At 66.8% G+C, this 23901-nt stretch carries 26 protein-coding genes and 1 tRNA gene; 12 read left to right on the top strand and 15 right to left on the bottom strand.

Annotation, left to right across the window (positions count from 1 at the left end; genetic code table 11):
• The first annotated feature begins 282 nt into the window (after nucleotides 1-282).
• Nucleotides 283-885, top strand: coding sequence for a response regulator transcription factor (locus ACWCO2_RS06410; RefSeq protein WP_450126677.1), 603 nt, complete (start codon nucleotides 283-285; stop codon nucleotides 883-885).
• A gap of 118 nt (nucleotides 886-1003) precedes the next feature.
• Here the strand turns inward: ACWCO2_RS06410 and ACWCO2_RS06415 are convergent, their stop codons facing one another.
• On the bottom strand, nucleotides 1004-2119 hold the full coding sequence (locus tag ACWCO2_RS06415) for a sensor histidine kinase (RefSeq protein WP_450126678.1): 1116 nt from the start codon (nucleotides 2117-2119) through the stop codon (nucleotides 1004-1006).
• A 162-nt stretch (nucleotides 2120-2281) separates the two neighbouring features.
• Between ACWCO2_RS06415 and ACWCO2_RS06420 the strand changes: the two genes are divergently transcribed.
• Complete coding sequence (locus ACWCO2_RS06420; RefSeq protein WP_450126679.1) at nucleotides 2282-3334, top strand: hypothetical protein; 1053 nt, start codon at nucleotides 2282-2284, stop codon at nucleotides 3332-3334.
• Between the two features lie 54 nt (nucleotides 3335-3388).
• Here ACWCO2_RS06420 and ACWCO2_RS06425 read toward each other — a convergent pair whose 3' ends face one another.
• The gene (locus ACWCO2_RS06425; RefSeq protein ID WP_450126680.1) at nucleotides 3389-4027 is read right to left on the bottom strand and encodes a DUF4232 domain-containing protein; all 639 of its coding nucleotides are present in this window, start codon (nucleotides 4025-4027) and stop codon (nucleotides 3389-3391) included.
• Between the two features lie 281 nt (nucleotides 4028-4308).
• Here ACWCO2_RS06425 and ACWCO2_RS06430 point away from each other — a divergent pair.
• From ACWCO2_RS06430 to ACWCO2_RS06445, 4 genes are all read left to right on the top strand, one after another.
• A tRNA-Lys gene (locus ACWCO2_RS06430) sits at nucleotides 4309-4384 on the top strand.
• A gap of 2099 nt (nucleotides 4385-6483) precedes the next feature.
• Nucleotides 6484-7140 carry a YeeE/YedE family protein gene (locus tag ACWCO2_RS06435; RefSeq protein WP_450126858.1) on the top strand — a complete coding sequence of 219 codons (657 nt, stop codon included), beginning with the start codon at nucleotides 6484-6486 and terminating at the stop codon, nucleotides 7138-7140.
• Nucleotides 7140-7556 carry a YeeE/YedE thiosulfate transporter family protein gene (locus tag ACWCO2_RS06440; RefSeq protein WP_450126681.1) on the top strand — a complete coding sequence of 139 codons (417 nt, stop codon included), beginning with the start codon at nucleotides 7140-7142 and terminating at the stop codon, nucleotides 7554-7556. Before ACWCO2_RS06435 ends, ACWCO2_RS06440 begins: the two co-directional genes overlap by 1 nt.
• A 263-nt stretch (nucleotides 7557-7819) precedes the next feature.
• On the top strand, nucleotides 7820-8077 hold the full coding sequence (locus tag ACWCO2_RS06445; protein WP_450126682.1) for a hypothetical protein: 258 nt from the start codon (nucleotides 7820-7822) through the stop codon (nucleotides 8075-8077).
• Nucleotides 8078-8253: 176 nt separating this feature from the next.
• Here the strand turns inward: ACWCO2_RS06445 and ACWCO2_RS06450 are convergent, their stop codons facing one another.
• Entirely contained in the window at nucleotides 8254-8502 is a 249-nt protein-coding gene (locus ACWCO2_RS06450; protein ID WP_450126683.1) for a hypothetical protein, read from the bottom strand.
• 463 nt (nucleotides 8503-8965) lie between these two features.
• Nucleotides 8966-10639 carry a hypothetical protein gene (locus ACWCO2_RS06455; protein ID WP_450126684.1) on the bottom strand — a complete coding sequence of 558 codons (1674 nt, stop codon included), beginning with the start codon at nucleotides 10637-10639 and terminating at the stop codon, nucleotides 8966-8968.
• Between the two features lie 320 nt (nucleotides 10640-10959).
• On the opposite strand from ACWCO2_RS06455, the gene ACWCO2_RS06460 reads away from it, so the two are divergent.
• The 4 genes from ACWCO2_RS06460 to ACWCO2_RS06475 all read left to right on the top strand — a co-directional run bounded on the left by ACWCO2_RS06460 (nucleotide 10960) and on the right by ACWCO2_RS06475 (nucleotide 12562).
• Entirely contained in the window at nucleotides 10960-11130 is a 171-nt protein-coding gene (locus ACWCO2_RS06460) for a hypothetical protein (protein ID WP_450126685.1), read from the top strand.
• A gap of 383 nt (nucleotides 11131-11513) precedes the next feature.
• A complete protein-coding gene (locus ACWCO2_RS06465) occupies nucleotides 11514-11696 on the top strand; it encodes a hypothetical protein (RefSeq protein WP_450126686.1) in 183 nt (60 codons plus the stop codon).
• Nucleotides 11697-11797: 101 nt separating this feature from the next.
• Nucleotides 11798-12163 carry a LysM peptidoglycan-binding domain-containing protein gene (locus tag ACWCO2_RS06470; protein ID WP_450126687.1) on the top strand — a complete coding sequence of 122 codons (366 nt, stop codon included), beginning with the start codon at nucleotides 11798-11800 and terminating at the stop codon, nucleotides 12161-12163.
• A gap of 75 nt (nucleotides 12164-12238) precedes the next feature.
• Nucleotides 12239-12562 carry a LysM peptidoglycan-binding domain-containing protein gene (locus ACWCO2_RS06475; RefSeq protein WP_450126688.1) on the top strand — a complete coding sequence of 108 codons (324 nt, stop codon included), beginning with the start codon at nucleotides 12239-12241 and terminating at the stop codon, nucleotides 12560-12562.
• 448 nt (nucleotides 12563-13010) lie between these two features.
• Here ACWCO2_RS06475 and ACWCO2_RS06480 read toward each other — a convergent pair whose 3' ends face one another.
• From ACWCO2_RS06480 to ACWCO2_RS06530, 11 genes are all read right to left on the bottom strand, one after another.
• On the bottom strand, nucleotides 13011-13652 hold the full coding sequence (locus ACWCO2_RS06480) for a hypothetical protein (protein WP_450126689.1): 642 nt from the start codon (nucleotides 13650-13652) through the stop codon (nucleotides 13011-13013).
• Between the two features lie 153 nt (nucleotides 13653-13805).
• Nucleotides 13806-15194, bottom strand: a complete 1389-nt coding sequence (locus tag ACWCO2_RS06485; protein ID WP_450126690.1) for a pyridoxal phosphate-dependent decarboxylase family protein — start codon at nucleotides 15192-15194, stop codon at nucleotides 13806-13808.
• Nucleotides 15195-15450: 256 nt separating this feature from the next.
• Nucleotides 15451-16569, bottom strand: a complete 1119-nt coding sequence (locus tag ACWCO2_RS06490; RefSeq protein ID WP_450126691.1) for a hypothetical protein — start codon at nucleotides 16567-16569, stop codon at nucleotides 15451-15453.
• Between the two features lie 72 nt (nucleotides 16570-16641).
• On the bottom strand, nucleotides 16642-16935 hold the full coding sequence (locus tag ACWCO2_RS06495; RefSeq protein ID WP_450126692.1) for a hypothetical protein: 294 nt from the start codon (nucleotides 16933-16935) through the stop codon (nucleotides 16642-16644).
• Complete coding sequence (locus tag ACWCO2_RS06500; RefSeq protein ID WP_450126693.1) at nucleotides 16935-17174, bottom strand: hypothetical protein; 240 nt, start codon at nucleotides 17172-17174, stop codon at nucleotides 16935-16937. The genes ACWCO2_RS06495 and ACWCO2_RS06500 overlap by 1 nt, the downstream gene beginning before the upstream one ends.
• 68 nt (nucleotides 17175-17242) lie before the next feature.
• Nucleotides 17243-17578, bottom strand: a complete 336-nt coding sequence (locus ACWCO2_RS06505; protein ID WP_450126694.1) for a YciI family protein — start codon at nucleotides 17576-17578, stop codon at nucleotides 17243-17245.
• A gap of 58 nt (nucleotides 17579-17636) precedes the next feature.
• Complete coding sequence (locus tag ACWCO2_RS06510; protein WP_450126695.1) at nucleotides 17637-18338, bottom strand: helix-turn-helix domain-containing protein; 702 nt, start codon at nucleotides 18336-18338, stop codon at nucleotides 17637-17639.
• Nucleotides 18339-18414: 76 nt separating this feature from the next.
• A complete protein-coding gene (locus tag ACWCO2_RS06515; protein WP_450126696.1) occupies nucleotides 18415-19641 on the bottom strand; it encodes a hypothetical protein in 1227 nt (408 codons plus the stop codon).
• Between the two features lie 133 nt (nucleotides 19642-19774).
• Nucleotides 19775-20056 carry a muconolactone Delta-isomerase gene (gene catC, locus ACWCO2_RS06520; protein ID WP_450126697.1) on the bottom strand — a complete coding sequence of 94 codons (282 nt, stop codon included), beginning with the start codon at nucleotides 20054-20056 and terminating at the stop codon, nucleotides 19775-19777.
• A gap of 2 nt (nucleotides 20057-20058) precedes the next feature.
• Entirely contained in the window at nucleotides 20059-20916 is an 858-nt protein-coding gene (gene catA, locus ACWCO2_RS06525) for a catechol 1,2-dioxygenase (protein ID WP_450126698.1), read from the bottom strand.
• Between the two features lie 50 nt (nucleotides 20917-20966).
• Nucleotides 20967-22118: a mandelate racemase/muconate lactonizing enzyme family protein gene (locus ACWCO2_RS06530; protein WP_450126699.1), complete on the bottom strand. Its 1152-nt coding sequence runs from the start codon at nucleotides 22116-22118 to the stop codon at nucleotides 20967-20969.
• 315 nt (nucleotides 22119-22433) lie between these two features.
• On the opposite strand from ACWCO2_RS06530, the gene ACWCO2_RS06535 reads away from it, so the two are divergent.
• The gene (locus ACWCO2_RS06535) at nucleotides 22434-22991 is read left to right on the top strand and encodes a nuclear transport factor 2 family protein (RefSeq protein ID WP_450126700.1); all 558 of its coding nucleotides are present in this window, start codon (nucleotides 22434-22436) and stop codon (nucleotides 22989-22991) included.
• Between the two features lie 37 nt (nucleotides 22992-23028).
• Nucleotides 23029-23652, top strand: coding sequence for a response regulator transcription factor (locus ACWCO2_RS06540; RefSeq protein ID WP_450126701.1), 624 nt, complete (start codon nucleotides 23029-23031; stop codon nucleotides 23650-23652).
• Nucleotides 23653-23901: the final 249 nt, after the last annotated feature.

Here is a 23901-nt window from a genome sequence, read left to right on the forward strand (position 1 = left end):
GGCCAGGCCGGTGGCCTGCTCGGCGTACACGGCGCAGCGCTGCTCGGCCTGCGTCTCGGCTTCCATCCGGTCGGCGATGGCGACGTCGTGGTGCACCGACCATCCCTTACAGCTGCTCGACAACTCTTCGCAGGCGACGTTCGCATCGGTAGCGTTCCCGGTGTCCGAAAATGGCCGGTAAGACCACGGCCCCGAACAATTTCCGCCGTATCGCGACGAACAGTCGATGGTGCCTGTGCTCCGGCGCGAACCGGCGAAGTGTGGGAGTGAATCGCCTTGCTGATGCGCGTGCTTTCGGAAGTCACGGTGTTCGCCGACCGACCGGAACTGCAGGAGAAGGTCACCCGGATGCTGGGCGAGGCCCCGCAGCGCTCGCTCGCCGACGTCGCGGTCCTTGCCTTCGGCGGGGCCACGCCGATCGAGCAGCTGCAGCACTGCGTGTCCCGGCTCAGCCGCTCTTACCGGGTGCTGGTGGTCCTGCCGGAGCAGGCGTTCGACCGGGTCCCGGAGCTGCTGCGCGCCGGCGCCCTGGGCTTCCTCGGAACCGGCTGCGACCAGCAGGAATTTCACGACGCGCTGGCCGCGGTGGCCCGTGGCGCGGTGTACGTGACGTCCGGTTCCAGGGCGGCCCTCACCGGCGTCAGCGCCGAGGCCGAGCCGGTGCAGCAGCTGCTGACCCGCCGCGAGCAGGAGGTCCTGCGCTGGATCGCCGACGGCTATACGCACTCGCAGGCGGCCCGCCGGATGGGCCTGTCCGCCGCGACCGTCGACACCTACGTCAAGCGCATCCGAGCGAAGCTCGAAGTCCGGAACAAGGCCGAACTGACCCGCAAGGCCATCGAGCTCGGCGTGGTCCGAAGGGAACCCCTTCTAACGGCTGCCTGAGTGCAAACCTGTCTGACGAACTCGTTTTGCGTAGCGGTGCGGGTGGCAGACAAGAACCCAAACCGGCTTCTTGGACAAGACTGGCACCCGGCCCGACACGCTGTGGCGTGGTGGAAGCTCAGGCCGCGAGTGGGATGGTGGCGGTGAAGCGGCAGCCGCCCTCGATGTTGTCCACCGCCACCGCGCCGTGGTGCGCCTCGACGATTCCGCGCACGATGGCCAGGCCCAGCCCGCCGCCGACGTCCTTGCCGGACGGGCGTGCCGGCGTGCCGCGCCAACCGGGTTCGAAGACCTTCGCCAGGTCCTCCCGCGGAATCCCGCCGCAAGCGTCCGAAATGGACAGCACAGCCATCCCGTCCGCGGACCGCGTGGACACCGTCACCGCACCGCCGGGGCGGGTGTGCCGGACGGCGTTGCCGAGCAGGTTGCCCAGCACCCGGTTGATCTGCCGGACGTCCACCCGGACGTCGAGGGACTCGATGCCGCCGGGCACCAGCCGGACCCCGCGGTTGCGCGCCTGCGGCTCGATGGCGGTCACCGCGTCGTTGATCAGGTCCGGCAGCGACACCGGCGTCAGCGACAGCGTCAGCGAGTTGGACTGGATGCGCGACAGGTCGAACAGGTCGCCGACCAGCTGGTCCAGCCGCTGCGTCTCCTGGAGGATCAGCCCCAGGTAGCGGCCCTGGTCGCGGGCCATGCCGTCCTGCAGCGCCTCGGTCATGGCCCGCAGTCCGGCCAGCGGTGTGCGCAGGTCGTGCGAGACCCAGGCGATGAGCTGCCGCCGCGAGGACTCCAAAACCCGCTCCTGCTCACGCGAAGCGGTCAGCGCCGCGCTGGTCGCGGCGAGTTCCTGCGTGAGGACGGCGAGTTCCGCCGAGCCGGACTGCGCGGGCGCAGCGAACCGCCCGTCCTCGCCCATGGTTCGGGTGGCACGCGCGAGGCTCCGACTGCCGTTCAGGATCCGCGCGCCGAGCAGCAGGCACAGTGCCAGCGACACCGTGGTGGTCGGGATGCAGGCCAGCAGCACGGCGATCATCGCCTGCTCGGTGAACACCCCGAGGAAACCCAGCGCGGCGAAGGTGAAAGCGATCTCGATGACGGTCACCACGGAGAGCACCATCATCATCACGACCAGTGAACTGCGGCGCATCAACCACAGGACCACGGCGCCGAGCAGCCCGACGGCCACCGAGCACCAGAGCGAGACGAGTGCGACGAAGAGGAGGTCTCGCATGGCCTTCATTTCTGTTCGCGGCAACGGATTGTTCACGTTCGATGAAGGTTCCCCCCGCGCAGGTTTCCCCCAGAACGGGCCAAAGTATAAGGTACTGAACGGAAAGCGGTGTCCGGTTCGGGGATCGGCGCCGGTCCCGGATTTCTGGAGTTAGTGATACGAGTGGCGTCGGAAACTGACCGGAATCGCGGACCGGAGGACGAATCCCTGGAATCGCTGCCGCCGGAACTGCGGATCTACGTCCCGGCGGAAGGCACCCCGGTGGACCCGGTTGAACAGGCCAAGCCCGCCGAGCCTTCCTACGAAGAGGTCCCGCTGGCGTCCCTGTCCGGCACCGCGCAGCCGCCGCAGCCCGCGCCCGCTGACCCGAGCCCGGCCAAGGGCGTCGGCCTGCCGTCGAAGTTCTCGCTGATCGCCCTGGCAGCGGCGGCCATCGTCCTGGTGTCGGTGCCGTTCGTGATCGCGCTGCTGATGACCGGTGACCGCGAGGACGATCACGTCGCGATCGGCATGAACGCGCCTGAGCCGCAAGCGCCCGGCAACGGCCCCCTGTTGTCGGCTCAGGAGCCGCCGCCGGAAACACGGGTCGAGGCGCTGCCGGCCGACGAGGGCGAACCGGCCAGGACCGAACCCGAAACCCCCGAGCAGAACCCCGGCCCGCCGGCGATCGAGCAGCCGACCGGAGCGTCGCGGGTCGCCGGGCCGGGCTGCGCGAACAACGCGCAGCAGAACTACGAGACGGCCGGCTACTACTCGCAGGGCTCCGAGGGCTGGTACTCCCGCAGCGGCGGCAGCACCGAAGCCGGTTGCGGCGGCAGTTTCGACGCCATGCCGATGTCCGGGAAGGCCAACACCTCGGATTCCGACGTTTTCGCCAAGTGGACCTTCGACGTCTCCGGCGATCTGAAGGTGGCCAACTGCGCGTTGACGGTCTACATCCCCAACGACGGCGACCGCCGCAACGTGGGCGCCACCGCGGCCCACTACTCGATCTTCAACAGCTTCGACCAGGGTGGCGCGAACGTGATCGGCGTCAAGGACATCGACCAGGTCGCGAACCGCGGCCAGTGGGTCGACCTCGGCACCCACCGCATCGATCAGGGCAAGCTCTCGGTCAAGCTGCACAACCGCGGCGAGGACTGGCAGAACGGCGCGGACGGCGACGGTGCCCACATAGCGGCCACCCAGATCCGAGCCAACTGCACTGCTGCCTGACAAGACGAAGGGCGCTTCTCCGCCGAGTCGGAGAAGCGCCCTTCAGGCTTTGGATCAGAAGACGGTGACGCCCTGGGCGGTCGGCTGCAGGGAACCGATCTCCATCGACTTGATCGGGAACTCGGCGTAGTCGCCGGCGCCCGGGTCGATGACGATGTCGGCGTTCACGTCACCCTCACCGTCGGGCATGGAGGCCTTGAAGCCGGTGGCGACCCTGACGTCGGAGTCGCTCTTGTCGCCCGTCTCGATCTTCACGCCGGCGAAGGCGGTCTGCCCCGGGCCGACCTCGAAGGAGATCGGCGCGCCGGGGACGTCGACCTGCTTGGTCGGCACGTCGATGTCCGCACCCGACATGTCGGTGCCGACCAGCGAGGGGTAGCCGTTGACGGTGCAGGTCTGCTCCGACTCGTTGGTGGCCGCCAGCAGCAGGATGCCCGGGCGGCCCGGCTGGACGTTCAGCTCGACCTTGAAGCTGTCGGACGAGCAGGCGGCCTCGTCCTTGCTGCTGGTCTCGTTGCTGGCCCGCTCGGTCTTGGCGTCGGTCTCGCCGGTGGCCTGGTCGCTGGTGACGCTGTTGGTGCCCTGCGTCGGCGCAGGCGCGTTGGTAGCTCCCTGAGCGCACCCGCTGAGCAGAGCGACGCCGCCGGCCAGTGCAACAGCAACACTCAGCATGCGAGTCCGGTTCAGCAACATGATGTTCCTTCCGTGTCAGGTTGAGCGCCCCGCGCCCTTTGCCCCCTAAGACGCGCACCGCGGACCGGGGTTGCGTCCCTTCGTCAAACTTGTGGTCGATCAAGCCAACCGGGGAACCGGTACCCGGTACTCCCACTCCCCGATCAGGGCCGTGACCAGCTAGTGGAGCGTCCGGACCAGGTGAATCACCCACGCTGTGTCCGGGCTGTGACCCGTCTCGAAGGAGAAACCGCCCACCAGTCCCGCACAAGATCGTCTGGACCTTGTAACCTTGGGCACGCGGGGCGTTAGCTCAACTGGCAGAGCAGCGGACTTTTAATCCGCGGGTTCAGGGTTCGATCCCCTGGCGCCCCACCAAAACCCCAGGTCACAGACCTGGGGTTTCGTTTTTGCGGGATCGCGTGTGCACGGCTCACCGACCGCCGGCCGGGCGTGCGGCTGGCGGCGGTCCCGGCAGGCGGTCGGCGGACCGGACGCGATCAGTGGGGTGGCGGCCGTGGTTGGGCGCGAGCGGAAGGCAGGCGGCCCCGCAGGAGCCGCAGAATCGGGCCACGGACGTCCTGACTGCACGCGGTCCGCTGGGTGAGCCATTCCGGTACGGCGCTGGGCGCGTCGCGGTCAGTGGCTCACCGGCTTGTGGTGGAGTCCGGGAACCAGTGGACGGGGTCCGCACCCTTCCCTTGCAAAACAACCGCAAGTGTCCATAAAGGACTGTCCTCAATGGTCATTTGCGGCTGGGGTTCTTCGAGGCGACAGGGGCTGTTGGGCTCTAACCGCGGACGACCGTAGGTGTGGCCTCAGAGCTCGCGGGTCACGGAAGACTCGACGGTTGGGTGCGCACCGAAGCGCTCAAGCTCGCGAAGGCCGTCTTGGGCGAGCCGCCGCACTGCAACTGCGACCTCCAGCGGCTCGGATCTAGACCTGCAGAAGTCTCGAAGATTCCCGGTCTTCTACGCATTCGCAGATTCTCGGGGTGGAAGGATCTCGGAGGCGGTCACGTTGTCGTCTTCGTAACGATTCCCGACTTTCTCGGAACGCCACAATTCCAGTCGTCGAAGGCACTGCCGTAGCTCTTCTGCGCGCATCGCCCAGTCCCGGCGGCTTTCACGACTGCATGCTGGGTCGGTCATCATACTTCGCGCGTGGGAAAACCGGCCGTAGAGGTAGGTCAAGGCCGTGTCATCATGGCTGGCCATTAGCACTCCTTTGCTTTCGGGAGTAACGACCACCAGTGTGGCCGCACAGGGAACCTACGGCGCTACTTTCTGTAACAACATGTGTGAGATTCACCAGGTCTATCGGCCTGACGGTTGAAGCGTTACGGATGACTGCTCAGGCCCGGTATTGCGCATTGTGTTTAAGCTGGTACCAGTGCCGCGGAGGGGAGAATCGTAGCCGTCCGTGACGCCGAACCGCCCTTGTGTCAGAAGCAATTCGGCAGCGCGAACGCAATCCCTCCGCCATGCCGGCAACTGGCGCGCAACCTGCTACTTTGTCCGGCTTGCACCATTTGGTCGGCGAAGGCGGGCGAGTGTGGCACGTGAGTCAGTCCGCCGCAGTAACTTCGCTGGGTTTCGTCTACAGGTGCGCGGTGGTCGGCGGGTGGCATAGCCACGCGATTTGATATATGACCAAACCCACATTTTCCTATACCTATTTAGGCACGCGCGCGTCACGGTTGGGCAACTATACAGGCTGACGTTTCGGCCGTTTTTTGTAAGCATCTGAGGAATCCGCTGGTCATGGTGTTTTCCTGATTGAAATTCACCTTTTGTCGAGTGGTGCTGCGGGCGTAACGCACTAGGTGGCCTATGGGATTAATGATCCGAGGGAGGGAATGGCGTCACGGTGAGTTGCACCCCGCGACGCTATGCGATCACTGGTCGGATTCTGCAACGACAAAGACGACAAGATCGCGCCACTCCGCCTCCCCGACCGGGCGGTGTGCGCCGGTCAGATCGGAGCGATATGGGCTGCTCCCACGCTCGAACATGCCCCCTCTTCCCGCTGCTGAAGGCAAGCTTGCGTGGCTGGCGCGAGTCCTATTGCGACAGCGAAGAGCGTTGGCACGAATGCGCGCGGCACAAGTTGGCATCCAGGGGCCAGCTCGTGCCGATCTCACTGCTCCCGAACGGGGCTGACGTGGGGCACATCCGGAAGGCCGCCGAACGGTCCGCGGCTGCTGAACCAACGCCACCGTCACCTCTCATCTCGGGGGCGAACGGAACTGCGGCGTGGTTCGAACCTGCGCCGAGACCGGAACCGGCCAGGCCGCGCGATGCGCCGGCTCGGCCGCGTGAGCCCTCAGTGCAATCACAGACCCCACAAGTCCCGAGAACCCCGCCGCCAGCCCCGAGAACCCCGTCAGCCCCGGATCGGGGAGCACGACCCAGGCGAACGCGCGGCTCGAAACGCCGCTGGTGGACCCGACTTGCCGAGTGGATGAGAGACGCTTCATGAGTACATATTGGCCCTGGTGGGCGGGCGCGATCGGGCTCGCGCTGGTCACCATCAACTACACGCTGATCACGGATCGGTCCTTCGGGGTGTCCTCGGCATGGGATCGCGTCTTGCACTGGCGCGCGGAACGCCGCATCGAACGGCAGGAGGCCCAGTTCGCCGATGACCGCGAGCTCGAAGAGGCTTTCGCCGCGGCGACTGCCGCGGAGTTCGGGGCCAGCGCTGGAGCGCCCACTCGGCCGGATGCGATGCGCGGTGACGTGCAGCAGCATGGCACGGACGTCGGGCCGGCGGTCGACGATGAGGGAACGACCACGCGCGTGCGCTCGGCGCCTCTGGTCACCCAGGCCGCCCTGCTCCTGTCGATCTTCATCGGCGGATGGATCGCGGCGGTCAGCACAGGCCGGTTCCAGGTCCGCTACGACATGGGCGAAGGTTTCCGCCAACTCGTCACCGCCGATCCGTACGTCATGATCGGCGTGCTGTTCGGCGGAGGCATCCTCGTCGGCTTCGGCACTCGGCTGGCCGGAGGCTGCAGTTCCGGGCACGGACTCAGCGGCTGCGGCCGACTGCGCCCGGTCAGCCTCGTCGCGACCGCCGTCTTCTTCGGCACCGCCGTTGGCGTGTCGTTTCTACTGTGGAAGGTGATCTGATGCGCACGAAGGGCGCGGTGCTCGTCGCCAACATCATTACCGGGTTGACCCTCGGTTTCGTCGTCACCAACATCGGGTTCGGCGACTATGCCGAGCTGAACCGCATGTTCACCTTCCAGGACCCGCGCATGCTGTACGCCTTCGCCGGGGCCGTGGCGATCATCGTGGTGGTCTTCGCCGTGGTGGGTGTCCGCCGCATGCCGGGGCGCATCCACGGTGGCGTGATCCCCGGGGCGGTGCTGTTCGGTACCGGCTGGGCGATCTCGGGTGGCTGCCCGGCGATCCCGATCATCCAGGTTGCCAGCGGATACCTGCCCGCTCTGGTCACGATCGCTGGTGTCATGGTCGGGGTTTGGCTGTGTCGCTGGGTCAACGCCAGGTTCTTCAGCCTCGACCGCGGCTCCTGCGGGCTGTAGCGAGACCTTCACGAGCCCGATGCGGGGGCCAGTCCTGGACTGAGCCCCCGCATCCTCTTGACGTCATCGGAGATGAAGCGAGCTGGGCGCCCGAGGTTTGCGCAGGTGACCAAGGGCGTCGGCAGATGACGACAAGCACTGCCTACTATGGGAACGTGATCAGCTGGTTCCGGGTCTGATCCCCCGCGCCCCACGAAACCCCAGGTCACAGACCTGGGGTTTCGTTTTTTCGGGGTTCGGTGGAGCCGGGAGGGGGAGTCGGGATGCCGATGATCGTGTGGTGGCGCAAGCCGCCCAGCGCCAAGGAGCGGCCTGATGGCCGGGCTCTCGTCGCAGCGCGCGTGTGCGTCGTCGGCCCGTGGATCTACCTCGTGGTCGCCCTCCCGGTGGCGATTCTGGCGCCGATCACGGGACTGGCCGCCTTCTGGGGCTGCGGCTCGTGGTGGTCGCGGCTGTGTCAGGTCTGGTCGCCGTGGTCATCCGGCACCCCCACGGTGATCAGGACGGCGAACTCACCTTAACCCTCGGATTCGGATCGCTGCTGCTGGTGCTCCCAGCCCTCGCGGGCGCGTACTGGCCGCTGGCCCTTCTCCCACCGATCGTCCCGATCCTCATGGTCGCCGCAGCGATCCGGAGGCGCATGCGCCGATGGGCACGTCGGCCGGAAGCCCATGACTGTCCGAAAAGGACTTTGAGATCAGCCGGGCGTCCGTAGTGGACTGATTTGGTTCGCCTTGCGGACGAGGCCGGTGTATCCGGCGACGAAGAGGGTGGCGAAGGCCCAGCCGAGGGCCCGGAGGACGAGGTTCGACAGGTAGAGGAGCTGGCCGGGCCGAGTGTTGGCGGCGATCGTGCAGTGCTCGGACTGGTTCCCGGAGGCGTTCAACAGCTCGCCGGCGACTGCCGCCTCGATCAACCGCTGCTCAACCTCGGTGTTCTCGAACACGACGAGTGATCGTATGACGTCGACCGGTCAACAGGCCGCCAGTTTCAGAACCACGGCACCAACCGCACCGAGCTCCGTCGAGGTACCTCGTTCGAGCAGATCGCTCCACGGGTGAGGGGACCTTTGACCGACTAAGCCCGGATCCACCGGCGGCCCAACCCGCTCGTCCAGGCTCAACACCCGAGGCCCCTTCGTCCGCCCACCCGTGATCGCCGCCGTCTCCCGCGTCGGGTTCGCATCGATGGCACCACTCCGCGCGGTGTAGCCGAGCATCCCCAACACAACCGACCGAGCAGTCTTTGTCACGGCCGTGCTCTTGTTCGTCCTGCATATGATGAGCCGTGGCGCGCCGAACGGGGTTGCCTGCTTGTGGTCCTGAGTCGAGCCTCCACTGTGCTCTCAAGAAGCAGCCGTCAGTGTTGGGCGCCGCCGTCTTCGTCGGAATCCCACAAGAGTTGTTGAGTTACTCCCCAGTGCCAGTGCCGTTTGCGTTGCCTGAACCGGTGCCACCACTGGTGTTGGTGCCCCTGTTGTCAGAGCCCGTGCCCGTGCTGGGATCGTGGGTGCCGCCGGAGCCACTGCTGCCGGAGCCACTGCTGCCGGAGCCACTGCTGTCGGAACCACCAGAACCGGTTCCCTGACTCGGATCGTGGGCGCCGCCAGTACCAGGGCTGGGCGCATTCTCATTGCCCGATCCGGTGCCACCACTGGTGCCGCTGTTGTCAGAGCCTGTGCCCGTGCTTGGGGCGTTGGCGTTACCCGAATCGCCGCTGCCGCCGGTGCTGCCGGTGTCGCTGCCGCCGCTGCCGCTGACGCCGCTGGGGACGCAAGAGTCCGGCATACGGACCCCTTGGGTGCATCCGTTGTCGCCGCTGCCGCTGCCGGTGTCGCTGCCGCCGGTGCTGCCGGTGCTGCCGGTGCTGCCGGTGCTGGGGTCGTGGGCTCTGCCTGGATCCGCGGGTGGCGGGTTCACTGGGGCGGGTGGCGCATTCGGCGGCTGGACGGGTGGCGGGACCGGCGCGACTGGCTTGCGACCATCGCTAGGAGTGCCGCCCGTGTGGGGGTCGGCACCACCGGAATCTGCAGGCTGTTTGACCGGGGCAGGTGGCTCGTTTGGCGGCACGACCGGAGGCGGGGCGTTGAACGGCACGGCCGGAGATGGTTCGTTCGGTGGCACGCCCGGCCCGGGACCCGGGAGCGGCCCTACAGCGGGCGGAACCGGCGCCTCGGCTGGTTTCTCCACGACCGGCGGGGACGGGGACGAATTCAGGGCATCCAACGGGTTCAATCCGGCCGCGTTGACCGCCCAGCCCAGGAGCGCTCCTGTCCCGAGGGCAATCCAGCCCTGCGGGGTGAGCACCTTATAAATTTTGACGGCGAGGGCCGCTACGCCGCCGATGACCGCACCCGGAGCGCGCGTGAGTGCGGAGGCGCCACGATAGGCCTGGTAGGTAAGCCACGCCCGTGGGCCGAGCTGTGGAGCATTCTGCTCGACCGTCGCAATGACCCCCTCGGCCTGCGCAGCGATCTGCGGAGCATTCTGCTCGACCGTCGCAATGACCTCCTCGCCCTGCGCAGCGATCTGGGGTGCTGCGCCCTTCGCGACCTGCAAGGTGTTCCGGGCGGCTTGGGGTGCTGCGTCCTTCGCGACCCGGGCGGCTTGGGGTGCTGCGCCCTTCGCGACCTGCAAGGTGTTCCGGGCGGCTTGGGGTGCTGCGTCCTTCGCGACCCGGGCGGCTTGGGGTGCTGCGTCCTTCGTGACCTCTGTCGTGGACGGCGGTGGGATGGAGAGCCGCAGCATGGCTTGCCGCTTTGCTGTTTCTACGATCCCACGCTTGGAGGGGGTGTCCAGCAGGAGCTTCTCCATCGCGGCGGGGCCCTGGTTCAGGGCGGCGCGACCATTGGACACGAACGTGTCGATCTCTTTTAGCTCCGCTTGGTGTTCGGCGATCACCTGTTCGAAGTTGATGTACTGGCCGTCGACGAGGTGCACGCCCGGTCCGTACTGAGCCAAAGCCTGCTGGGTCTTTCGCAGGGCGAATTCCACGACCTGTTTCTCAGAGGTCGCCTTCATATCCACCACGTATTGCAGGTAGATCTGAGGATTGTTCGGGTCATAAGGCGGGCATCCGGACATAGCTCAGCCCTCGTCGGCTACCACCCTCGAAGTCTTCCGAGGCACCCATACACCCACGCGACCTCCGCACAGCGCCCCCGCACAGAGGCGAAAGTCCTCCCGAGTGCACCGAAGGATAGACGTGGGCGAAGGGCGCCTGTGACGGCATAGGTCGGTCAAGGGCGCTCTTCGCCCCTCACCCGAATGGGTTCCGAAGCCCGTCAGCCCGTGCAGTGTTCAAGTCCCACCTGCCCCACAAACACCAGTTCAGGGGCTTGGTACGCAATCTCCCGCGAGCCGATGTGCACTTTACGTGCACAAATCGAGTCGCACCCTGATCTGTGCGCCGCATCGAGGATATCGGCGGCCTCGCGGGAGCCGGCGCGCTTGTCCACGTATGCATCCTGCGTGATCGATGGCCTGGCGTGATCGATGTGACCAGCGATCGCCCGGGCAGTCAGCTTCGCCTCGTCAAGGGCGGCCCCGCAGAAGCCGCCGAGATGGAGATCTGAACCGCGGTCGTCCTGACTCCACTGGTCACCTGGGCGAGCCGTAGAAGAACGGTGCTGGGCACGCTGCCGAGATGGGCATCTTGCCGCCCGAGTGGGGGCTGCGTCCGGTCGCCCGCCGAACGGGGTTGTCTGGTTGTGGTCCTGATCGACGGCCAAGCAAGATCATCGGTGCAGTTTGGGCACTTAATGATGTCAAAAACCTCAAGCGACCATCCAAACTGGACGGTTGGAGGGCTCGATTTTCTTTACCATGACAGGGAATGTCGCTCATCGTCAAGTATCGACAAGTCTGAACTTTTAATCCGCGGGTTCAGGGTTCGATCCCCTGGCGCCCCACAAAAACCCCAGGTCACAGGCCTGGGGGTGCCGAGGTCGAGCCGACGATGTTCATCGAGCTCGTCGAGAAGCGTGCCTTCCATGAGGCCGCACTTGCTGTGTCCTCGGTGATGAGCCAGATCGTCGGTGCGGTCACCGAGGCTCCTCGTCATCCGGTTCTCCCGCCTGAGAGAAATGGATTTCAGCATTTCAAGGGGGATCCTGCCGAAATGAATCCTCAATGGCCCTGAAGGCCCATTGCCGGGGTACGTCGTCTGTGTCGGACTGGGAGTGAGTCGCCGCCCCTCGAGGGCAACGGGTCCGCAGGGTGGCCAACCGAAGGAGAAGTCAGATGACAACCACACATTCATGCAGTTCGTATACTGTGCAATCAGGCGATAATCTCACGAACATCGGCAAGTGGTTCGGCTACACATGGCGGGAGCTCGCCGATTTCAACCACATCCCGAATCCGGACTTGATACCGGTCGGCCTTGAGATCAAATTTTTTCCGAAGAATGGCCAGGAGATCAAGCAGTACAAGATCAAGAGCGGGGACACCCTGTCTGAGATCGCCCAGAAGAACCACCTCGAGGCCGCCCGCCCCAACAAGGCGTCATGGGAAGACTTGGCCCACTTCAACCACATCCCTAACCCGCATGTGATCCAGGCGGGTCAGCACATCTGCATCCCCGTCAAGGTTCCTACTTCCGCTTGACAGGTGGCCCTAGGGAGTTCTCTTGGCATCACGAGGAGGTTGGGCGCGTGCCCCAGGAACTCAAGGAGAAGACAGATGGCCGATTGTGAAACTTACACGATACAGCGAGGCGACACGCTTTCGGAGATCGCTCAGTGGTTCGGGGTGGACATGGATATGCTGGCCAGCAGGAACGGTATCCAGGATCCGAACAAGATCTATCCGGATCAATTTCTCTACCTGCATCCGGACGCGCATCCCAACGTGTGTACGCCCTACACGGTGAAGTCCGGTGACACACTGTCGCAGATCGGCCAGCGGTACGGTGTGTCCTGGCAAAAGCTTGCGCACTACAACCACATCACCAACCCCGATCTCATCCATCCAGATCAGACAATCTGTATTCCCGGCGCCGCATGAGGAGGGGAAGAACAGTCAAGACCTGTGGATCAAGGGCGGCCCCTGCGGGGCCGCCGAGATGGAGATCTGAACTGCGGTCGTCCTGACTCCACTGGGCGCCATTCAGTCCGGATTTGAGGTGGTCGCCTGCTTGTGGTGCCGCTAACTATTCCGAACAAGCTTGACTGTGCCGATGACAACTATCGCGATCGCAGCAAGCATGCCAGCAGTAGTCTACCGCAGATCAGAATTCTCCTGGCCCAACGGCCATTGCCATCTGATGAAATTGCCGATAGCCATGCCCATCGACATGATCACGAACGCCTGTCCCCGCTGCCGGACCTTCACCAACGATGACGAGTCCGCGGTACGGACAGCCGGAAGCCGAGATCACCCCGCCCACAGCAAGGCCCCCATCACCGCCGTCCCGAGATTGCCGACGGTGAGGAAGGCAGCCAGCATCGCACTGTCATCCATGTGCGGTTTCCTCGCCGGAGCGTGCATCGTTGCTGTGCGCGACGGCCTGGCGGAGTTTGGCGGCGTTGCGGTACAGGCGATCTGCCCGGGGCTGGACTACGGTCAGCACCAGCAGGAAGAAGAGTGCACCGGCGCCGTAGAACACGGCCTCGCCCACGTTGCCGTCGTTAATCTTCTGCACCATGAGGAAGGCCTCCAGAGCGGTAAGGCCCAGGAGCGCGATGGTGGTCGCTTTCTTCCACCGGGGGACGGACTGCACCTGCTCAGCGAGTTGTGCGGCGAGAGCGTTCGTTGCTGGATCGCTACCCAGAACGCCTTTGCGTACCAGCCGTTGCGCAGCGCGCATCCGCGCAGGGTCGGTATCCGGCGGTAGCGGTGCCATCCGCCGGAGAAGGTGGAACGTGAACACCGCCATGCAGCCACCACATAAAGCCCCGACGATGACGATCTGGAGAACGATGGCAGGCCAAGGTCGCGGCCACCACTCAACGCGGCCGAACGGTGCCACGGCCGTGATGACTCCAAACAGCAGTCCACCGATTGTGCAACTCAGCGCCGCATAGCGTTTGGGGTTGTTCTGGGCATACAGCCGCACCCGCTCCAGGACGTACCGGTCCACGACCATGGTGCCCACCCATCACTCCGTGACTCCCGCGCTGAGATTGTATTGCGAGAACCCTTGGCAGGAGGTAACTTTCGCGTCTCCTTCGCCCTTGCCTGAGCGCAGCGCTGGCGCGGTGGCGGGCTGAATTTGACCGTCTACTTAGGACCAGGTCAGGCCGTCGGCTCACAAGTTGTGCATCGCGGCTTGCAGCGCCGCGGCCACTCGGCGGGTGTCGGTTTCGGTGGTCTGCCAGTTGCTGAAGGCGGCTCGCAGTGCGGGCACGCCGTCGAGGACGGTCGGAGTCAGGAAGGCCTCGTCGGCCATCTGCTCGGTGAGTGCGGTGAGCCGTTCGACCGTGGGGTCATCGGTGAGGGTGAAGCAGACGACGTTCAGGCGGACGGGTGCCAGGAGTCGTAGGCCGGGAGTGTTGTCGACAGCGTCGCCCATGGCGTGTGCGCAGCCGATGCACCTCTCGGTGATCTCGCGATGGCCGTCTTGCCCGTAGGCCCGCAGGGTGAACCAAGCGGCGAGGGCGCGCAGGCGACGGGAGTTCTCCGGGGTGAGGTGGGCCATGTCGGGGGTGTCTCCGAGCGGGCCTAGGTAGGCCGCCGCGTTCTGGAAGACACTCGTTTGCAGGTCAGGGCGGCGGGTGAACTGCACGGCGCTGTCGTAGCAGACGTTCAGCCATTTGTGCAGGTCGATGCAGATGGAGTCGGCCAGGTCGAGGCCGTCGACCAGGTGCGCGTGATCGGGAGACAGGGCGGCGAAGGCGCCGAAGGCGGCGTCCACGTGCAGCCAGAAGGAGTAGCGCTCGCGCAGCGCGGCGATGGCACGCAGGTCGTCGAAGTCGGCAGTGTTGACGGTGCCCGCGTTGGCGATCACGATGCACGGGCTGTCCGACTCGCCCTCGGCGAGCGTGTGCTCCAGCGCCGATAGGTCGACGGCTTCCCGTCCGGGCTGGGTTGGCACCTGGACCAGGGCTCGGCGTCCCAGTCCGAGCATGGACAGCCCCTTGGGCACGCTGGAATGCGCGGCTCCCGACAGCACCCGTACGGCGCCGAGCGCGCCCGCTCCGTGCTCGGCCGGTGAGATGCCCTGCTGTTCTCCGAGCCATTCGCGGGCGATCGCGAGGCCGACGGTGTTGGACATGGTGGCCCCGCTGACGAAGGTTCCGTGCTGCTGGTCGGACAGGCCGAACAGGGCCCGCAGCCACCCGATCGTCTCGCGCTCCAGGTGCTGTCCCGCCCCGTCCAAGGACGAAAAGGCGTTCTGGTCCCAGGTCGCGGTCATCCAGTCGCCGGCCAGCGCGGCGGGCGTCGCCCCGCCGATGACGAATCCGAGATAGCGCGGTCCAGCGCTCGCCGACAGCGCCGGTTCCCAGCGGGCGGCGAATTCCTCCAGCGCTGTCTGCAGCCCTGCCCCCTGCACGGACAGCGGGTCCGGTTCCGGCAAGGGAGCTGCGGGTACGACCTTCCTTTCGGAGAGCTGGGAAAGCACGCCGGCGGCGTGCTGCTGAACGGCCTCCAGCAGGTGCGGCAATCCGTCGCGGTCAGTGGCAAGTCGCGGGTGCATGGCATGTCTCCGTTCGTGCTGTGCGATCAAGACCGTACGGAGCCTGACGGTCCAGCGCCTGGTCCAATTCTGGGAAACTGGACCAGTGCGAATAGGAGTCGATCAGCTGGTGCAGGCCCTGGGGCCATGGCGGAACACCGGGGCGCCGCTCAGCGCAGCGCTGGCTCGTGCGGTGCGGGAGGCGCTCGTTCGCGTCGAGCGGCGAAGCGATTCCGGAGGGTGTCCATAAAGGACTTTCTGCTGCCGCGTGCTGCGTTCAGTGGAGGCGAGGGAGGTCAAGCTCCTTCCGCAGGTCTGCCAGGCCTTGCGTCCGCTCCTCGTCGCGGTCGTCCTCGACGAAGTCGTGGAGCACGAGGATCAGCCTGCGGGCGCGTTCGTACCGTTCGTCGCTCCAGGTCTTCAGACGCTCAAGGGCTGCGTGCACCGGTTCGAAGTCCGCGGGGAACAGGTGGAGGCCGACATCGGCGAGTGCGGGCCGGCTCGACGTCTTGAAGTGCGCGGCGGATTCGAAGGGGTACCGGATCACCGAACCCTCGCTCACGGCGCTTTCCTCCACCTGGTCGGTGACGATGTCCATCCACGGGTTGCCCGCCAGGAGCTCGCCGTAGCGGATGAGGACCCACGGGAGCAGCGCCTCGGTCCCGGAGTTGCTCGGGTGGGACTCGTCGGCGGCGCAGAAGAGCACCTCGCTCGCGCGCTCCATCTCGTCCTGCTCGATGAGCACATGTCCTTCGAGGTGGCCCGCGTAGGCCGCGAGCAGGCCGTCGCACGCCGATCGCGAACGGCTCAGCGGTTTGAGGGCCGCGGCCGAGTCACCGCTCTGGATCAGGACGTTGCCCAGGAGGACTTTGGCGATGTCCCGCCGGTTCAGGATGGTGTTCACGAGGTCGTCGTCGTCCTCGTCCCACTCCGCCCTCACTTCTTCGACGTCGGCGAGGGTTTGTTCGAACCCCTTCCGGGCAGCCGCCAGGTCTCCGGTGAGCTGGCTGGCGAGGTGGCCGAGCAAGAACTCGGAGCCTGCGATGTGCGCCTCGAAGTCCGGGGCGAGCATCACCGCGGCCAAGGGGGCCAGCCAGGGGTCCTCGCCCGAGACGACCTGCTCCAGCCACTTCTTGCAGTCGGCGCTGAGGCCGTTCTCGGCGAGTTCAACGCCGGCCAGCGCCATGGCTGCGTGCCCGGAGGCGGCGGTGCGTCCCGATTCGGCGATCGCGCTCAGCGAGGCCTGCGCTTGCCGGACATCGCCCGCCCGGTAAGCCGCCAGCCCGCGTTCGACCTCGTCCGGAACCGGGCTCAGCGGGTCGGGAGGAAGCGGTCGCGCGAACCCGTCAGCGTCCACCAGGGATTGTTGTTCGGTCATGCCGCTGCTTTCCGTCATGGGAGCGCAGCATCGCAGGACCGGCTGACAAATGATCAATGTATGGAGAAATCCCCGGCCCGGATTCGCTTTTCAGCCCGGTGGCGGGGTGCGGCGGGTCCGGACCATCTCGACGATGTTGTGGGTGGCGATGCCGAACAGGAGCACCACGCACAGCCAGTAGCCGAACCGGGAGTGGAACATGGCCTCGGGGAGCGTGTCCGGGATGGGGTCGGACTTCTTCATCCCGGCCAGGAGGGCGTAGCGCACCTGGCTCTGGCCGATCATCAGCAGTACGGCAGCCGCGACGCCGAGAGCGGCCCCGATCCACTGGCGCAGCCAGGACGACGCGACGCCGACGAGGACGAGCGTGGACGAGGCGATCATCAGCGGTTGCAGCGGAACCGATTCCTCGGGGTCGGCACCGGCCCCGTCGGAGCGAAGTCGCCGGTGGCGGTCGTGGTGGCCTTGCCGCCGAAGACCAGGTCCCAGCCAGTGATCTCAGCGCTGATCGACCCGACCGAGCTCTCGCAGGACACCGTGACGAACGGCAGCCCGAAGCACAACATCACCAGGAGGAACCCGGCAGGACTGATCGCTTTCCGCCTGGCGGAGCGTCTGATCATCGCGCCAGCGTAGGGAATTCGCACTCCCCGCGGGTCCGGTTTGAGGGCGAGGAACCCCGGGGTCAGCTTCAGAATTCGACGACTGGGCGGATGTCGACGCTGCCGTAGCGGGCCGTGGGGATCTTCTCGGCCCAGGCGGTCGCGGCGTTGATGTCGGCGACGTCGATGACGTAGAGGCCGGAGACGACCGCTTCCGAGGGGTGGGCGACGCCGTCGTTCACGATCGTCGAGCCGTCGCGGACGCTGACCGTGCGGGATGCTTCGGCGTCGTGGTAGCCGGCCTCGTACACGAAGACGCCCGCGTCGCGGACCTCCTTGTCGTAGGCGACCCACTCGTCGATCTCGCCCTGGGATGGACCGGCCTCGGTGGGGTTGTACTGGTAGATCAGGGCGAACTTCGACATCGGTTTCTCCTGTTCCGGAGCCGCGAGGTGCGGCATTGCGGAAACCGTATGCGGGGAGTCAGTCGCCGATCTTGTACAGAAGCGACAGGGGCTCGGATTCGTCGGGTTGTTGCAGCTCAGTGGCGGTGCGGCCGAGGAATCTCGTGAGCGATCGGGCCATGTGCGGCTGGTCGTAGTAGCCGAGCTGGTGCACCACGTCCAGCGCCGAGACGCCCTCGCCGAGCAGCACTGCCGCCTGTCGTGCTCGTTCGATCTGCCGGATCTTCCCCTGCGTCAACCCGGTCGCGGTGACCACGCGGCGCTGCACCGAGCGGGGGCTGAGCCCGGCGGCCTCGTCGCCCGCGAGCACGTCGGACACGAGCGGGTCGCGCACCAGCACGCCGCTGCGCACCAGGCGGTTCACGAAGTCCTCGGCCGTGTCGAAGGTGGGCAGCTCCCACACTTCGTTCCGCATCGCGAAGTCCTTCGACGTGACGTGCGAGGACAGGACGCCGGTGTCGACCAGCTGCGACACCGGTAGGTGCGGCATGGAGGCGCCGTGCGCGAAAACGATCCCGAATGACGCCGATTCGGCGCCGACTTCCACGGTGCTCGGCGATGTTTCGGGGCCTCGGACCGCGACGTGCACGCGCCCTTGGTCCTCCCAGGTCACGAGTTCCCAGTTCGCGTACGCGATGGAGTGCATGCGGGCTACCGCTCCGCTGCTGCTCCAAACCCGCTCGATGTAAGGGGAATCGGACGGGCGGTGCTCGAACTCCATCGCGCCAACCGCTCCGTTCGTCGCCGGGAGCTTCACGATAGACGCCCGAAAGAGAATTTCGCCGGTTTTGACGGGGTCAGGCGGTGCGGTGGCGGGCTGCGGCGCGGATGGCGAGGAGGAGCGGGAGGGAACCGACGTCGCGGATCACGGGTGGGAGGCTCGGGGCTTCGAGGATCGGGGTTCCCGCGCGGAGTTCGGCGCCCAGCGCGACGAGATCGATCTCCAGGGTGGTGACGTCGGAGCTGTACAGGCGCTCCGCGCCTCGCGGTGCTGTGCCGCGGATTTCGGTGCTCGACACCGACAGCTCGGTCAGGCCGAAGAACTCCGGTTTCGCGCCGCGTTCCATCCAGCGCGCGAAGCCCGTCATCTCGGTGCCCGCGATGGCGTCTGGGCTCACGCCCGTCTCTTCGCAGAACTCGCGCTCCATGCCTGCTCGCAGGACGTCGGCCAGGGTTTTCCGCGTGCCGCCGTCGGCGTCGACGAGGTCGCGGGGTTCCAGGGAGCCGCTGCCGGACGGGGCCTGCAGCAGCGGGCTGGCCGCGTTGCGGTCGGATTGACCCACCAGGAGCAGCAGGCCGTCGGTGGTGATCGCCAACGTGGAGATCCCCACGACGTCGGACAGGACGCTGGCCGCCAGGGTGACGATCCGGCCGGACGCGTCGGTCAGCAGGCGGCGGCGCGGGTCGAAGTCCTCGCCCGTCTCCCGGTTGGTGATGCGCATCGCGCACAGCTCGTTGGAGCACTGGAAGTCGAAGAACCGGGCGCGGTGCAGCTGGATCTCCGCCTCGCCGACTCCTGGCAGCGGGTCGGTGCGCATGCCCACCACCGGGCCGTTGAACAGCAGGCGCCCGCGGGCCCGGATGGGCAGCACGTGCGGGGCGGTGGCACGCAGGATCGGTGGGAGCCGATAGGGCTCGTCGGCCATCCGCACGGTGAAGGAGCGTTCCCGCAAGCTGCGGTCGATCTCGTCGCTGAGCAGCGCGGTTCCGCGGTTGGACAGGTAGCTGTACTCGGCGTCCGGGTACGCGGCCGGAGGTGGCAGCGCCTCGTGCGGGAACGGTGCGGCGATCAGCGAGAACTCGTGGGAGGACCACCGCTGCCGCAGGTTGCGCAGGTCGCGCACGAAAGTCGCGGCTCCGAGCAGCAGCGCGATCACCGAGATCACGACGCCCACCGCGCTGGGCAGGATGGTGATCGCGCCGAGCAGCACGCCGAGCGCGGACACCAGCACGGGCCATTCGCGGACCGCCAGGAACCACGTGTAGTCGGCCTTGGAACGAGTGCGGCGCAGCAGCTTGCGCAACCGATGCTCCCGAGAATCGAGTTCCGGAACTCGGCCACAGTAGGGCAAGCGGCGCTCGTCGCGGGAGGATTCGGCGGGAATTGATATCGGGGTGGGTTCTGCGGCGAACCCACCCCGACCGTCCGAAGTGGACTCAGTCCTTGATGTCGGACGGGTGCTTGGCCAGTGGCGTGACGTGGATGTCCATGTACGGGAACAGCGGCAGTCCGGACAGCAGCGCGTGCAGCTCGTCGTTGGACTCGACGTCGAAGATCGAGATGTTCGCGTACTCGCCGACGATGCGCCAGATCTGCGGCCACTTGCCGGACCGCTGCAGCTCCTGGGCGTACGCCTTCTCCCGGGCGATGATCTCGGTCCGGGCCTCCGGGTCGAGATCGTGCGGCAACCGCACGTCCATCCGCACCTGGAACAGCATGGTCAGTCCTCCTGCGGGTCGAGCACGAAGCTGTAGTCGATCTTAGCGCTGCCGTCGGCCTGGGAGACCGGCGAGAGGATCAGCTCCGGCTTCACCGCGTTGGCGATGTCGTCGTCGTTGTGCGGGTCGCCGGGGAAGTACAGCTGCGCGATGAGCTGCTCGTGGCCGGGCGCGGAGACCTTCACGTGCAGGTGCGCCGGGCGCCACGCGTGCCAGCCGGCAGCGGCGATCAGCTTGCCGCAGGCCCCGTCGGTGGGGATCTGGTACGGCGCCGGCTGGATCGTGCGGATCCGGAACTTGCCGTCCTCGCCGGTGGTGAAGGTGCCGCGCAGGTTCCACTCCGGCAAGCCCGGGGCGAACTGGCTGTAGAAGCCGTCGGAGTCGGCGTGCCACAGCTCCACTGTCCCGGCCAGCGGGGTGCCGTCGACCGCGGTGATCGAGCCTTCCCACAGCAGCGGGGTGCCTGCCTCGTCTTCGCGCATCGGCAGGTCGCCGTCCGCGCCGCGCTCGGGGGCGTTCGGGGCGTAGTACGGGCCCTCGATCGAGCCCTTGCTGCCCTGGCGGTCGGCGGTGGCCACGTCCTCGACCACGTGCTCCACCCAGACGTCCAGGAACAGCGGCCACTCGCCGTCCGCGCCGACCTGGATCAGCCACGCCTTCAGCGCGTTGTACTCGGCGTAGGTGACCTGGTGCTTGCGGATCGTCTCGTGGATCGCGCCGATGACCTCGCGCGCGAGCAGGTCGACGCGCTCCTTCGGGGTGTCCTTGACCGCGTCGTACGGCGACTTGTCGTGGTGGAAGCGCTCGGTCGCGGCAGCTCCCGAAGCGGCTGCCGTGGCGGTCTCGTCAGCGGCGCTCATCTGGGTCCTCCATCCCTGTTGTCGTGCGCGGCGATGGTCGTGATCGCCGGTCACGAGTCCTGGCGGTAGTGGGCGAGCTTGTCCGGGTCGATCTCGACCCCGATCCCGGCACCTGGCCGGACCCGCAGCTCGCCGTCGCGGATCTGCAGCGGCTCGGTGAGCAGGTCGTCGGTCATGTCCAGGAAGTTGGAGAGCTCCGCCGCGCGGTGCGAAGTCCGCTGGTGGGCGGCGCCGAAGGCGATCGTGCAGGCTGTGCCCAGCTGGCCGTCGATCTGGTTGCCCATGACGACCTCGAGGCCGAGCCCCTCGGCGAGGTGGTGCGCGCGCTGCGAGCCGGTGAACCCGGTGCGGGCGGTCTTGATGCTGATCGCGGTGGCCGAGCCGCCGAGGACCTCGCGGGTGATGTCGGCCGGGGTCACCGCGGATTCGTCGGCGATGAACGGGACGTCCAGGTTGCCGACCAGCCAGCGCCTGCCGAGCACGTCATCGGCCGGGCAGAGCTCCTCGGCGAAGATCAGGTCGACGTCGGCGAGCTGGCGCATCGCGCGCATCGACTCCGCCGGCGTCCAGCCGCGGTTGCCGTCGATGTAGAGCTCCACGGCGTCGCCGAACGCCTCGCGCAGGGCGCGCACCACGGCGACGTCCAGCTCGACCGGGCGGCGGCCGACCTTCACCTTGAACGTGCGGATTCCGTAGGTCGCCACCATCCGCTCGGCCTCGGCGACCATGTTCGCGGGCTCGTCGAAGCCGAGCATGTGGCTGACCCGGAGCCGGTCGGTGTAGCCGCCGAGCAGGTCGGTGACGTTGAGGCCGGTGCTCTTGCCGAAGGCGTCCCACATCGCCATGTCGATGGCGGCCTTGGCGGTGGGGTTGCCGATGGTGCGGTCGAGGCGGGCGCGGGCGACTTCGCGTTCGGTCAGCCGCAGGCCGGTGACCTGCGGTGCGAAGAGCGAGTCGACGACGGCGACGATCCCGGCCTGCGTCTCGCCGTAGGTGAACGGACGGGGCGGTGCTTCGGCCACACCGATGACGCCGTCCTCGGTGTGCACGCGGATCAGCACGTGCTCCGCGGTGTGCACCTCGCCGGAGGCGAACTTCAGCGGTTTGGTGTACGGGATGGCGAACGGGATCGCTTCGACCGCGATGATCCGCGTGGAGCTCCCCGTGCTCGGAGTGTCCACTGTGGAACCGTGCTCGGCCATCCGGACTCCTCGGGGTTGCGCCGCTGCCTGGATGGTTGCCGAGCGTAAGTGCTGGTCCAGCGGTGCGGAATTGGTAGAGCCCCCCAGCGGACGTAGGGGAAACCTTCAGTCGGAGGCTTGGCAGGTTAGCTGACCTGCGATTATGTTTTCTCGGTGGGTGATTTGCCGGGTCTTGCGGGGTTCCGCGCGGCGTGGGTTGGTGCTATCCATTAGGTCCGGCCCTCGAAGTCCGCTGCGCCCGATCTGGCGCAGTCGTGCCGCGATCGTCCACTGTGCACTCCTGAGTTCTGGCTCGGAACATCCCGTGAGGTGAATATGTCGTTGGAGAAGACCGTCGCCGAACTGGCCCGCCGGGTCGAGGTTCTGGAGGCCGAAGCCGAGATCCGCCGGATCCAGGCCCGCTACATGTTCCTGTGCGACACGCCTTGCCCGGAGTTCGGCGTCCGCGACGACGCCCACCGCATCGACCTGATCATGGAGCTCTACGCCGAGGACGCCGTCTGGGAGGGCGTGGGCGAGTACTACGACGGCCAGTTCGGCCGGGCGGAGGGCGCCGCGGCGATCCGCGCGCACTTCGAGGCGTTCTGGGGCGAGAAGCAGGACCCGGCGCTGCTGCTGAACGCGCACTACCTCACCTCGGAGCAGATCCACGTCGACGGCACCGAGGCGACCGGCCAGTGGATCCACGTGCAGCCCTGGCTGTTCTCCGACGGCAAGGCCCTGCTGCGCTCCAGCCGGCTTAACAATGCCTTCCGAAAAGACGAGGATGGTTGGAGGATCACACGCACGCGCACCGAGAACGTGTTCATCGCGCCGCTCGCCGCGGACTGGGTCAGCGACCACCCGTCCGCGTCGGTGCTGATGAAGCCGTGACCGGGCGGGTGGTGGCGACGCGGAGGAGGCGGGTCCGGTGACCTCGGAGAACACGGAACCGGTGGTGCACATCGTCGACGACGATGCGGACCTGCGGCAGTCGCTGGTGTTCCTGCTGGAGAGCATCGGCGTCCAGGCCCTGACCTACCCCGACGCCAGCACCTTCCTGGCGGAGTTCGACCCGGCCGAGGTCGCCGTGGTCATCGTCGACGTGCGGATGCCCGGGATCAGCGGCTTCCAGCTGCAGGACCGGCTGCTGGAGATGGACTACCCGGCGCCGGTGGTGTTCTGCTCGGCCCACGGCGACATCCCGATGTCGGTCCGCGCCGTCACCCGCGGCGCCGTCGACTTCCTGGAGAAGCCCTACCAGCCGCAGCGGATGGTGGAGCTGGTGCAGGCGCAGCTGGACGAGGCCCGCCACCGCTTCGCCGAGCACGCCGATCGCAGCGCCGTCGCGGCCCGCCTGGAGTCGCTGACCCCGCGCGAGCGGGAGGTGTTGCGGCTGGTCATCGAGGGCCTGCCGAGCCAGACCATCGCGGGAAAGCTCGGCACCAGCGTCAAAACCGTCGACGTCCACCGAGCCCGGATCAAGGCGAAGGCGGACGCCGAAAGCCTCGCCACCCTGGTCCGGGACATCCTCCTCCACCGAGTAGACGTCTGACCCCCACCACCGCACACGTCCCACCCGCAGCGGCGGTCCCCGACCAGGGGAGACGCGATTTCAATGGAAATCAGACGTCTGATTTCCATTGAAATCGTGGAAGTCCTCCACAGCCACGACGACCTGTCCACAGGTCCCGACACGCGGGGGTCCCGACACGCGGGGGTGTGCAGTTTCAATTGAAACTGTGATCCGCCGTGGGTGGGATTTACAGTTTCAATTGAAACTGTGTTCAGTCGCGACTGAAAT

This window comes from Saccharopolyspora sp. NPDC002376 (assembly GCF_053593195.1).